The following is a 12,640-nucleotide window of genomic DNA, read 5'->3' as shown; positions in this document are numbered from 1 at the left end:
CCGTCGTCGCCCGCACAAGTGCTGACCGGATGATCAATACCGCGAGTGGAGCGTTCGGACAGGAGCACCTGAAGCAGTGTTCCTGCCCGAACGCCTGCGATCACCAGTCGACGGCGTCGCGGATGATGGGGCACGTCATGCAGTGGCCCCCACCGCGCCCGCGCCCGAGCTCGGCACCGGCGATGGTGATGACCTCGACGCCGGCCTTGCGCAGGGCCGCGTTCGTCTGGGTGTTGCGGTCGTAGGTGAAGACCACACCCGGCTCGACGGCCACGGCGTTGTTGCCGCTGTCCCACTGCTGACGCTCTGAGGCGTAGAAGTCGCCCGCCGTCTCGACCAGACGCAGCTTGGGCAGCCCCAGACCTCGTGCGACGACGTCGGTGAAACGGGCGTCGCCCTCGTCGACGATCTCTAAGCCGGGCGCTTTGTCGCTCTGGTGGATGCTGAACGTGTGCACGCCGTCGACGATCGCCGGGTGCACGGTCGCGAGATCTCGATCAGCGAAGGTGAAGACGGTGTCGAGGTGCATCGCGGCGCGCAGCTTCGGCATGCCTGCGACGATCACCTGTGTTGCCGCGCCTTCGTCGAAGAGCGCCTTCGCCACCTGCGTGATGGCCTGCCGTGACGAGCGCTCGCTCATGCCGATCAGCACGATGCCGTTGCCCACTGGCATGACGTCGCCGCCTTCGAGCGACGCCTGTGCCCAATCCTGTTCGGGGTCGCCCCACCAGACCTTCGAGCCGACGAAGTCGGGGTGAAAGAGGTAGATAGCCTTCATGAGCAGGGTCTCGCCGTGGCGTGCCGGCCAGTAGAGCGGATTGAGCGTCAGGCCGCCGTAGATCCAGCAGGTGGTGTCGCGGGTGAACAGCGTGTTCGGCAGCGGCGGCAGCAGATACTCGCGAGCGCCCTTGGTGTACTGGGCGAGGCTTCCGAGCATGGGGTGCAGATCGGTGGGGAGGTCGTGCAGGCCGAGCCCGCCGATGAGGTATCGGGCGAGGGATGCGCTGTCGAGCTCGTCGAGGAACTCGCGGGTCGCAGCGACCAGACCGATGCCGACGGTGTTCGCGATCACGAGCCGGTCGAGCAGCCATGCACGGGCGCCGGGCACGTCGATCGTCTCGGCGAGCACTTCGTGCAGCTCGACCACCTCGACGCCGCGATTCGCGAGTTTGTTCCTGAAATCGAGGTGATCGCGCTGAGCCTTCTCGACCCAGAGCACGTCGTCGAAGAGCAGGTCGTCGGAGTTGGACGGTGTGAGCCTCTCGTGGGCGAGTCCCGGTGCGGCGACGAGCACTTTGCGCAGTCGTCCGACCTCGGAGTGCACTCCGTATGCTTCGGAGCGGCCGCTGCCGACCGCAGTCTGTGCGGCGCCCTCTGATGAGTCTGTCATGATGTCGGTTCCTTTCAGAAGTTGCGTGGATCGGATGGAACGAGAAGGGGCCTGCCAGGTCGCTGCGTCAGAGCTGGATCAGCCCGTGCGCCAGGCCGACGACGCCGACGATCGCTCCGATGACCACGACCGCGAAGAGCACGAGCTCGCCGGTCGAGAAGACGCGTCGATGCTGCTCTCGTCTGGTGATCGCGAAGAGGATCGTGGCCGGCGCATAGAAGATCATCGAGATGAGGAGGAACTGCAGGCCCGCCGCGTAGATCAGGAACAGCGTGTAGACGACAGCGAGCACGGCGATCACCGCATCGGCAGCAAGACGGCGCGGCTGCTCGTGCAGATACGTCTCTCGTGTGACCACGAGCTTCAGTGCGTAGGCCGCGGCCAGGAAGTACGGGATGAGCGACAGCGCCGCAGTCAGGTCCAGGGCGAAGTCGAATGCCTCCTCAGAGAAGTAGGTGATCACGAGCACCACCTGGGCGAGCAGGGTGCTCAGCAGCAGGGCGTTGACGGGAACGTCGTCGCCGGTCTGTTTGGCGAGGAACTTGGGGAGATCTCTGTCTTTGGCCGCGACGAAGAGCACCTCGGCGGCCATCAGGCTCCAGGCCAGGTAGGCTCCGAGCACAGAGACGATCAGTCCGATGCTGACGAAGACCGTGCCCCACTGACCGACCGCGGCTTCGAGCACTCCGGCCATCGACGGCTGTCGCAGCGCGGCGATCTCGCCCATCGGCAGGATGCCGTACGAGACGACGGTCACCGAGGCGAAGATGGCGAAGACGCTGAGGAAGCCGAGCACCGTGGCGCGCCCGACGTGTTCGCGCTTCTGTGCGTGGCGGGAGTAGACGCTGGCGCCTTCGACGCCCATGAAGACGAACACCGTCACCAGCATGGTGTCACGCACCTGGGTCATGAGCGAGCCGGCGTAGTCAGCACCCATCAGGTTGTCGACGAACACGTCGGGGTGAAAGCAGAAGATCGCGATCAGCACGAACACGATGATGGGAACCAGCTTCGCGATCGTGACGATGCGGTTGATGGCGGTCGCCTCTTTGACGCCCTGTTTGATGAGCAGGAAGAACAGCCAGAGCCCGATCGAGCTGAGCAGGATCGCCACCCAGGTGTCGCCCGCGCCGAGCGCCGGCCACAGCGCGCCGAGCGTCGACATGATGAGCACCCAGTACGTCACGTTGCCCACGCATGCGCTTGCCCAGTATCCGATCGCCGAGAAGAAGCCGACGAACTGGCCGAACCCGGCCTTCGCGTAGGCGTACACCCCGGCGTCGAGTGCGGGTTTGCGGTTCGCCAGCCGCTGGAACACGAAGGCGAGCATGAGCATGCCGAAGCCGGCGACGACCCAGGCGATCAGTGCGCCGAGCACACCCGTCTCTTGGGCGAACCGACGTGGCAGAGAGAACACGCCTGCACCGACCATCGAGCCGATGACCATCATGGTCAGGGTGGCGACGGTGACTTTGGTGCCGGTGCCTGACGCGGGCTTCTGCGCCACACCGGCCTGCGGTGACCCGTTCTCTGTCGCGTGCATGCTGCACTCCTGTCGCACTGATCGGTTGAACCCGCCTGTTCGGCGTCGGTTTCACCTTACATTGAGCAACTGGTCAATTCAGGCGGACAGCCGTCGCCACACCGTGTCAGCGGTCGCACCTAGGATGACTGCATGACATCGGACGCACAGATCGGGGCAGTCGCGCCGTTCTCCGAGCCCACCCGAGCCTGGTTCGACTCGGCCTTCGCGGCGCCGACCGATGCTCAGGTGGGGGCCTGGCAGGCGATCGAACGAGGCAGGCACACACTGGTCGTGGCGCCGACCGGGTCGGGTAAGACGCTCGCGGCGTTTCTCTGGTCGATCGACCGGCTCGTGCGCGAGCGCCGATCTGCCCGTGCCGATGCCGACCCGCCTGAGTTCGCAACCGCAGCGGCGCCAGGCGTGCGCATTCTCTATGTCTCACCCATGAAGGCGCTGGGCGTCGACGTCGAGCGAAACCTGCGCGCACCTCTGATCGGCATCGGCCAGGCCGCCGAGCGTCTGGGTGAGACACTGCCGCCGATCACGGTCGGCGTGCGCTCGGGCGACACGACGCCCAAAGAGCGGCGCCGTCTCGTGACACACCCGCCCGATGTGCTGATCACCACGCCTGAGTCGCTCTATCTGATGCTCACCAGCAAGGCGGCCGAGACGCTGCGCACAGTGCACACGGTCATCGTCGATGAGATCCATGCGCTCGCCGATGACAAACGTGGTGCGCATCTCGCACTCTCACTCGAACGTCTCGAGGGGCTGCTCGAGACGTCGCCGCAGCGCATCGGCCTGAGCGCGACGGTGCGTCCGATCGATGCCGTCGCAAGATTCCTGGGCGGCTCGCGGCCGGTGCAGGTGGTTGCGCCCGATCGCCGTCGGCGATTCGATCTGACGGTCGAGGTGCCTGTCGACGATATGTCGAACCCGCCGATGCCCGAAAGCGTGGCGCCGGCCGGCGACCGGGGCGAGGGAGCCGCTTCGAGCGGCCCCGACGCCGTTGCGAACGACGACGGCGAGCACAGAGTGGGGTCGATGTGGCCGGCGATCGAGGCGTCACTGCTGAAACGCATCCGGAGCGTGCGCTCGGCGATCGTGTTCGCCAACTCCCGACGGCTCGCCGAGCGTGTCACCGCCCGGCTCAACGAGCTGGACGCCCAGCTGCAGAGCGCCGAAGACGAGGTCGAACCGCTGGCACGGGTGCATCATGGGTCGGTTTCGAAAGACCAGCGAGCCGAAGTCGAAGAGGCGCTCAAGAGCGGGCGGCTGCGGTGCGTGGTGGCCACGTCGAGCCTCGAACTCGGCATCGACATGGGGCTCGTCGACCTCGTCGTGCAGATCGACGCCCCGCCGTCAGTGGCCAGCGGACTCCAACGGGTCGGACGAGCGGGGCACCAGGTCGACGGCATCTCGCGTGCGGTGTTCTATCCGACGCATCGCCAGCAGCTGCTTGAGACCGCGATCGTCACCGAGCGTATGCTCGCCGGCGAGATCGAACACCTGCACATGCCGGCGAACCCGCTCGACGTGCTCGCTCAGCAGACGGTGGCCGCGGCCTCGGTCGAGACGCTTGACGTCGAAGCCTGGTTCGAGACCGTGCGACGTGCGGCGCCGTTCGCATCGCTGCCGCGCAGCGCATACGTGGCCACTCTTGACCTGCTCTCCGGGCGGTATCCGTCCAGCGAGTTCGCAGAGCTGCGCCCACGCGTGCTGTGGGATCGTGACGCCCAGACGCTCGAAGCGCGACCAGGCGCCAAACGGCTGGCGATCACCAGTGGGGGAACGATTCCCGATCGCGGACTGTTCCGGGTCGTGGCGGTGACCGGCGACGAGGGCGGCGGCACCAGAGTGGGCGAGCTCGACGAAGAGATGGTCTATGAGTCGCGTGTCGGCGACGTCTTCACACTGGGCACGACCTCGTGGCGCATTCGCGAGATCACGCATGACCGCGTCAACGTCGTGCCCGCTTTCGGGCAGCCAGGTCGCATGCCGTTCTGGCGCGGTGACAGCGCCGCTCGGCCGGCCGAACTCGGAGAGGCTCTCGGCGAGATGCTGCGCGGGCTCGAAGACGATGGAGCCGCCGAACGGCTGCAGCAAGCCGGGCTCGATCGACGAGCGGTGCAGAACGCGCTGGCCTATCTGTCCGAACAGCGCGAGGCGACCGGTATGGTGCCGACTGATCGGGCGCTCACGGTCGAACGCACCCGCGACGACGTGGGCGACTGGCGACTGGTGCTCGAATCTCCCTATGGCCAGGCGGTGCATGCACCGTGGGCGCTGGCCGTCACCGCACGGGTGAGAGAGCAGCTCGGCATCGAAGGCAGCGCCATCGCGAGCAACGACGGCATCATCGTTCGCATCCCTGACACCGAGAGCACGCCGCCGGGGGCGGAGCTCTTCGTGTTCGACCCCGACGAGATCCGCTCGATCGTCACCGCCGAGGTGAGCGGGTCTGCGCTCTTCGCAGCTCGCTTTCGCGAGTGCGCCGCGAGAGCGCTGCTGCTCGGGGCGTCCAAACCCGGCAGCCGGTCACCGCTGTGGCAGCAGCGCCAGCGTTCGGCCCGACTGCTCGAGATCGCCGCACGGCATCCGCAGTTTCCGATCGTGCTCGAGACTGTGCGCGAGTGTCTGCAAGACGTCTATGACATCGACGCGCTCGTCGGTCTGATGCAGCGTGTCGACTCGCGTCGCGTGCGTCTGCGCGAGGTCGCCTGCGAGCTGCCCTCGCCCTTCGCGAGGTCGATGCTCTTCGGCTATGTCGGCGAGTTCATGTACGAGGGCGATCAGCCCCTGGGCGAGCGCCGCATCGCTGCGCTGACGGTCGACCCGCAGCTGCTGCGCGAGCTGTTGGGCGAGGTGGAGCTGCGCGAACTGCTCGACCCAGAGGCGGTGACCGACGTCGAGGCCGAGCTGCAGCGCACGGCTCCTGCCTTCCGTGTGCACGGTGTCGAGGGCGTCGCCGACCTGCTGCGGATGCTCGGGCCGCTGAGCACGGCAGAGGTGCACGCCCGTCTCGCCGAGGCGTCGCCTGCGGCAGCCGAGCTGTTGGGCGAACTCGAGAATGCGCGACGGGTGATCCGTGTGCGCATCGCCGGCGCCGAGGTCTGGGCGGCCGTCGAAGACGCCGGCCTGCTGCGCGACGCACTGGGCACAGCGCTGCCGGTCGGCGTGGCCGATGCCCACACGAAGCCTGTCTCCGATCCGCTGCGCGAACTGGTCGTGCGGTGGGCCGCCACCAACGGACCGTTCACCGCACCAGCGGTGGCCACGCATTTCGGGCTGGGCACGGCGGTGGTGCGGGGTGCTCTGGAGCGTCTCGTCGTCGAAGGGCTGCTCCTGCGCGGCCGATTCCGCCCGCAGCACGCGGCCGCCGCCGACCTCGATGACGACGTCGAGTGGGTGCATCGCGACGTGCTGCGTCGGCTGCGGTCGCGCACCCTGGCGAAGCTGCGCGGCAGTATCGAACCGGTGCCGCAGCACGCCTTCGCGATGTTCCTGAGCGACTGGCAGGGCTGCTCGAACCAGCAGCGAGGTCTCGACGGTCTGCTCTCGGTGATCGAACAGCTCGCCGGTCTGCCGTTGGCTGCCTCGACACTTGAGACGATGGTGCTGCCGCAGCGTGTCGCCGACTACACACCCGCGATGCTCGACGAGCTGATCGCCTCCGGTCAGGTGCTGTGGGTGGGGGAGGGCGAGCTGCCGGGTCATGACGGGCGCGTCAGCCTGCATCTGGCCGACACCCTCGATCTCACACGGCAGACCTCCGATGACTCCGACGGCAGCGACAAGCCATCGGGGCTGTCACAGCTGATCGCCGACGTGCTCGGCGACGACGGCGCGCTCTTCGCCCACCAACTGCGTGAGCGTCTGATCGCACGGGGTGCACAATTCTCGACCGGGCAGCTGACCGCCGCCGTCTGGGAGCTCGCATGGGCCGGAGCGATCACGACCGACAGCCTCGGTCCGCTGCGGGCGACGGTCAGCGGAACCCATGCCGCGCAGAAGACGCGCACTCGCCCGAGTGCCGGCCGCAGCATCCGCCGGGGCGCGTTCGCGCGCGTGCGCGAGGCCAGAGCCCACGACCAGACCGTCGGCGGGGGCGATTCGAGCATGCGCACCGGAGCCGCACACGCCGCTGCGACCGAACCGAGACTGGCCGGTCGCTGGGCGCTGGTGCCGCACAGCACGGCCGAGCGGGCAGAGCGTCTCTCGGCGCAGGCGGGGCTGCTGCTCGATCGCTACGGGGTGGTGACGCGCGGGTCTGTCGTGGCCGAGGGATTTCCGGGCGGCTTCGCCCAGGTGTATCAGCTGCTTGCCGAGTTCGAGCGCGGCGGCTACTGCCGTCGCGGCTACCTGATCGACGGCCTCGGCGGAGCCCAGTTCGCGGCATCGGGCACCGTCGATCGACTGCGGGAGTTCGCAGATCTGCACGTCTCGTCATCGGGGCAGGCGCTGACGCTGTCGGCGACCGATCCGGCGAACCCGTTCGGGGCGGCACTGCCCTGGCCAGAAGCGGAATCGGCAGACTCGGGGCGTCCGAAGCGCAACCCTGGCGCGCTGGTCACCATCGTCGACGGCGAGCCTGTGCTCTACCTTGAGCGGGGCGGTCGCACCGCCGTCTCGTTCGTCTCAGCAGAAGCGGCCTCGGCCGACGACCCGGCGCAGCGACAGACGCGCCGCGAGTCCGCAGCACGCTCCCTGGTCGAAACCGTGCAGAGCCGACACCTGGCGACGTTCACCGTGCTGAAGATCGACGGCGAGCCCGTCGGCGGCTCGGCCTGGCGGCGACCGCTGATCGACGCCGGGTTCGAAGAGACGCCACGGGGCCTGATACTACGCAGGCGGGTGCGCTGATGCCAGAAGGAGACACTGTCTACCGCACCGCACGTGCGCTCGACGAGGCGCTGCACGGGCAGACGCTCACCCGGTTCGATGTGCGGGTGCCGCGGGCGGCGACGGTCGATCTGGCCGGGTGCCGGGTCGACCGTGTGACCTGCTACGGCAAGCACATCCTGCATCACATCGGCGACTACACGCTGCATTCGCATCTGCGCATGGAGGGGCGTTGGGATCGATACCGGCCCGGACAGCGCTGGCGCTCGCCCGGCTATCAGGCACGAGCCGTGCTGGCCACTGAGACGATCGTGACGGTCGGCTTCGAACTCGCCGAGGTTCGCGTCGTGCCGCGCGCCGAAGAGCACCTGCTGATCGACCATCTCGGGCCCGACCCGCTGAAGCGGCAGTGGGATCACGGCGGCCTCGAGGTCGCCGCCGAGAGGCTGTCAGCCGATGTGCGCCCGGTGCACGTCGCTCTGCTCGACCAGCGCAACGTCGCCGGGTTCGGCAACGAGTACGGCAATGAGATCTGCTTTCTGCGTGGCGTCGACCCGCACACCCCGGCGAATCAGGTGGACGCCATGGCTGTGCTGCGCCTCGGTGCACGGATGATCCGTGCGAACCGCGACCGCGTCGAACGCACGACGACGGGCAACCGCCGGCGCGGCGAACGACTCTATGTCTGCTTTCGCGCCGGCCTGCCCTGTCGCCGATGCGGCGAGGAGATCCGCTTCGACCGTCTCGGTGCCGATGCGACGCGCCTGCGCGATGTGTACTGGTGCCCGAGCTGTCAGCCGAGTCGGGGCTGACCGGGCCGTCGGCCGCCGAGCCGGTTGCTACCATTTCGCGCTGGTCTCAGGCAGACTTGGGGCGGCCCGGCTGCACGGCGGCATTCGGGCGGAGGGGAACCAGAATGGGCGAGGTGCAGCGTCGCAGACAGTACCGACATGCCAGAGGTCGGCATCGTCTCGCCGAGATCCGTCTGCTGACGGCGGCTCTCGTCACGCTCACTGCGGTGCTCCTCGTCGTGGGCGCACTGATTCCGAGCGTCGGCTCGGAGCCTTCGTCGCTGGCCCAGGGAGGCGTGTCTGGGGGCGCCAGAGCTGATGGAGCTGATGCGCCGAACTCGGTGGCGACACGGGGCTGCAGCGCTGCTGGTGCCGATCGCTGCGAGATCTCATTCGTCGGCGACGATGTGCAGGAGCCTGTGGTCACCGAGGTCGCCGGCGAGCTCTATCGTGATCTGCCGGTGCCGGATCGAACCGGCTGGGTGTTCGCCGGCTGGTATGCAGATGCCGCGAGCGCCGCATCCGCCGATCAGCGCGCCCGAATCAACGGAGCGCATCTGGTCGACTGCGCTGACGGCGAGCGCACGCTGCATGCGGCGTGGCAGACGCCGGATGCGGTGCGTGCGGCCGACGTGCGGGTGCCGATTCTGATGTATCACCAGTTCACGGCGAAGCCGGAGGGGGAGCGCGGTTGGCTGCGCCTGAACTATGCGTACATCGGAGACTTCGAGGATCACATCCGCTATATCGCCGAGAACGAGTACTACCTGCCGACCTGGGATGAGCTCGAGGCGTTCATCGACGGGCGTCTGGCGCTGCCGCGCAAGTCGGTGATCGTCACCGATGACGACGCAGACTCATCGTGGCTCGAACTCGCCGCGCCGATCGTCGAGCGGTATCAGGTTCTGGCGACGTCGTTCGTGATCACGAGCGCGCGCACCGAGGCGACGCCGAACCGCTTCGTGCTGCAGCGCTCGCACACGCACGATATGCACCGTGCCGGGGCGAACGGCAAGGGTCGCATGGTGAACGAGTCGGCTCAAGCCGTGGCACAGGATCTGCAGACCTCGGCCGACATCCTCGGTGCGAAGGAGGTCATCGCCTATCCGTTCGGCCATCACAATGCCGTCGCCGAGCAGGGTGTACGGCAGGCAGGATTCGATCTTGCAGTCACCGTCGCCGGGGGAACGGTGCACCAGGGCAGTGACAAGCTCGCACTGCCGCGTGTGCGCATCGACTACGGCATGAAGCTCGCGACCGTGAAGGCGGTGCTGGCCCAGTGATGCCTGTGCCGGTCGGAGTGACGCACGCGTGCATCTGCAACCGAGGATCGGCACCTGCTTTCGCCGGGAATATCTATTCACTTGCATAGGTTGCTGATACAAGTAGAATGGCACCAAGCAGATACCCCGAGACATGCCACCCAGACATGCCGCACCGATCACCGAGATCGCTGCTGCACCGCGGCATCCCTCGGCCACACGATGAGAGGCGGCAGTCATGCAGTTCGGAATCTTCTCGGTCAGCGACATCACTCGCGACCCGGTCAGCGGTGAGACTCCCAGCGAGGCGCAGCGCATCAAAGCGGCGGTCGCCATTGCGAAGAAGACCGAAGAGGTCGGCATGGACGTCTTCGCCATCGGCGAGCACCACAACCCGCCGTTCTTCTCGTCGGCGCCGACCACGCTGCTCGCCAGCATCGCCGCACAGACCGAGCGCATCGTGCTGAGCACGTCGACCACGCTGATCACCACGAACGATCCGGTGCGACTGGCCGAAGAGTACGCCATGCTGCAGCATCTCTCAGACGGACGCATGGATCTGATGCTCGGACGCGGCAACACCGCGCCGGTCTACCCCTGGTTCGGCAAAGACATTCGCGAGTCGCTGCCGATGGCCCTCGAAAACTACAACCTGCTGCACAGGCTGTGGCGAGAGGACGTCGTCGACTGGCAGGGCAGGTACCGCACGCCGCTGCAGGGATTCACCTCGACGCCGCGACCGCTCGACGACGTGCCGCCCTTCGTCTGGCACGGCTCGATCCGCACACCTGAGATCGCCGAGCAGGCGGCCTACTACGGTGACGGCTTCTTCGCCAACAACATCTTCTGGCCCAAAGAGCACTACATGCGGCTGATCCGCATGTACCGGCAGCGCTTCGAGCACTACGGGCACGGCACGGCGGCCCAGGCGATCGTCGGCCTCGGCGGGCAGGCCTACATCGCGAAGCGCTCGCAGGACGCCGTGCGCGAATTCCGCCCGTACTTCGACAATGCGCCGGTCTACGGCAACGGGCCGACGATGGAGGACTTCACCCGCCAGACGCCGCTCAGCGTGGGCAGCCCGCAGGAGGTCATCGACAAGACGCTCACCTTCCGGGAGTCGTTCGGCGACTACCAGCGGCAGATGTTCCTGATGGATCACGCCGGCCTGCCCCTGACGACGGTGCTCGACCAGATCGAGCTGTTGGGCAGCGAGGTCGTGCCGGTCCTGCGGCGCGAGCTGGCCGCACGTCGGGCGCCCGACGTGCCTGATGCCCCGACGCACGCCTCGCTGGTGCGGGCGAAGTACGGCGACGCCGAACCGCGCCAGCCTCGCCCGAACGCCAACCGCGGCGACAACGTCACCGGCGGCTCGCCCTACCTGGACACCGAAGATGCGCGCCGCTGAGCCGCTCGCGACCGGCGCCGATGTGATGGCCGACGCCGGGGCATCCACCGACAGTCGAGATGACGGCCGAAGCACAGCGCACGGGTCGGCGCGCATCGCGAACGAGGCGTGGGAGGCGCTGTTCCGCGCACAGGGCCGGCTGTTGCGCGTCTTCGAGGCCGACGACATCTGGCAGCAGGCGTCGCTGAACGAATACGACGTGCTCTACACCCTCGCGAAGCAGCCGCACGGGCTCAGCATGGGCAGGCTGAACGCCAGCGTGATGCTCACACAGCCGACGCTCTCACGTCTCGTCGACCGTCTGGTCGGTCGTGGTCTGGTGAGTCGGCAGCGGATGCCGGACGACAGCCGGCGGGTCTGCGTCACGCTGACCGAGGAGGGCCGCCGCGTGCAGCGGGCGGTCGGCCGGAGACATGGGCGGCTGGTGGCCGAACGCCTGAGTGCGGCGCTGAGCGACGCGGAGCTGGAGCAGCTGCGCGATCTGACGCGGCGGCTGATTCGATCGGTCGACGAAGACGATGAGAGATGAGTCGAGGCGAGTGAGGTGACTGCAGTGGACGAGACGAGCGAGCAGAGCGATGCAGGGCAGATGAGAACGACGGGTCGGCACGAGGACGCGGTCGCCGATCAGACACGGAAGATCGTGGTGATCAGCGCAGGGGTGTCGCAGCCGTCGTCGACGCACCTGCTGGCCGATCAGTTCGTGCGGCGTGTGCTGCAGCGTGCCGAGGCGGCGCAGGTGACCGTCGAGGTGCGTCAGGTGGAGCTGCGCCCGCTGGCGCAGCAGATCGTGCAGACGATGATCAGCGGCCTGCAGAGCGCCGAGATCGCACAGGCGATCGATCACCTGGCCCCAGCAGACGCGATCGTGGTCGCGACGCCGATTTACAAAGCGGGCATGAGCGGGCTGCTCAAGAGCTTTCTCGACATTCTCGATCAGGATCTGCTGCTGGCGAAGCCGACCGCGCTGCTGGCCACGGCCGGCACCGCACGGCACGCACTCGTGGTCGACGAGCAGCTGCGCTCGACGATGGCGTTCTTCCGCGCGCTGACGATTCCGACCTCGGTGTTCAGCACGTCAGAGGATTGGGGCTCGGCGAGCCTCGGCGGCAGACTCGACCGTGCGGCCAACGAACTGGTCGCACTGCTGGCCAGCGACGTCGCGCGTGCGATCACCGGCGGCGCCTGGCCGCACTATCAGCACGAGTTCGGATCGGTCGCCGAGCAGGCGGCGGCCGAGAAGGCAAGAGACCCAGATGCAGGTGCGGCGAGTGACGCGTCTGCCGGGCTCGACTTCGACTCGGACATGATGCGGCTGGCCGCCGGCGGCCAGTGACCACGGCCAGGTCGGTCGACTGACTGCTCGCTGTATACGGTGTTCGCGCAGAGAGGACACCCTGTGAGGATGCGCATCGGTGGGGC

General features: G+C 67.6%; 8 protein-coding genes. 6 read left to right on the top strand and 2 right to left on the bottom strand.

From position 1 onward, the window contains the following. Positions 1-100: 100 nt before the first annotated feature. Together F8O06_RS08270 and F8O06_RS08265 are read right to left on the bottom strand one after the other, a co-directional pair. Entirely contained in the window at positions 101-1,390 is a 1,290-nt protein-coding gene (locus tag F8O06_RS08270; protein WP_158037672.1) for an arginine deiminase, read from the bottom strand. A 67-nt stretch (positions 1,391-1,457) separates the two neighbouring features. After that, the gene (locus tag F8O06_RS08265) at positions 1,458-2,933 is read right to left on the bottom strand and encodes a basic amino acid/polyamine antiporter (RefSeq protein WP_158037673.1); all 1,476 of its coding nucleotides are present in this window, start codon (positions 2,931-2,933) and stop codon (positions 1,458-1,460) included. Positions 2,934-3,065: 132 nt separating this feature from the next. Here F8O06_RS08265 and F8O06_RS08260 point away from each other — a divergent pair, with 132 nt between their 5' ends. The 6 genes from F8O06_RS08260 (at position 3,066) to F8O06_RS08235 (ending at position 12,554) form a co-directional block, all read left to right on the top strand. Continuing rightward, positions 3,066-7,778 carry an ATP-dependent helicase gene (locus F8O06_RS08260; protein WP_158037674.1) on the top strand — a complete coding sequence of 1,571 codons (4,713 nt, stop codon included), beginning with the start codon at positions 3,066-3,068 and terminating at the stop codon, positions 7,776-7,778. Continuing rightward, positions 7,778-8,569 (top strand): DNA-formamidopyrimidine glycosylase family protein, encoded by a 792-nt coding sequence (locus tag F8O06_RS08255; protein ID WP_158037675.1) that lies wholly within the window; start codon positions 7,778-7,780, stop codon positions 8,567-8,569. The genes F8O06_RS08260 and F8O06_RS08255 overlap by 1 nt, the downstream gene beginning before the upstream one ends. Then, a complete protein-coding gene (locus F8O06_RS08250; protein WP_225733391.1) occupies positions 8,539-9,831 on the top strand; it encodes a polysaccharide deacetylase family protein in 1,293 nt (430 codons plus the stop codon). The genes F8O06_RS08255 and F8O06_RS08250 overlap by 31 nt, the downstream gene beginning before the upstream one ends. 217 nt (positions 9,832-10,048) lie before the next feature. Next, the gene (locus F8O06_RS08245; RefSeq protein ID WP_158037676.1) at positions 10,049-11,218 is read left to right on the top strand and encodes an LLM class flavin-dependent oxidoreductase; all 1,170 of its coding nucleotides are present in this window, start codon (positions 10,049-10,051) and stop codon (positions 11,216-11,218) included. Further along, positions 11,205-11,747 (top strand): MarR family winged helix-turn-helix transcriptional regulator, encoded by a 543-nt coding sequence (locus tag F8O06_RS08240; RefSeq protein ID WP_225733392.1) that lies wholly within the window; start codon positions 11,205-11,207, stop codon positions 11,745-11,747. Before F8O06_RS08245 ends, F8O06_RS08240 begins: the two co-directional genes overlap by 14 nt. A gap of 15 nt (positions 11,748-11,762) precedes the next feature. Continuing rightward, on the top strand, positions 11,763-12,554 hold the full coding sequence (locus F8O06_RS08235; RefSeq protein WP_225733393.1) for a CE1759 family FMN reductase: 792 nt from the start codon (positions 11,763-11,765) through the stop codon (positions 12,552-12,554). Positions 12,555-12,640 lie beyond the last annotated feature (86 nt).

Origin of the sequence: Pseudoclavibacter sp. CFCC 14310, assembly GCF_008831165.1 — a bacterium.
GTDB lineage: Bacteria > Actinomycetota > Actinomycetes > Actinomycetales > Microbacteriaceae > Pseudoclavibacter_A.
This window is presented reverse-complemented; position numbering and strand designations above follow the sequence as displayed.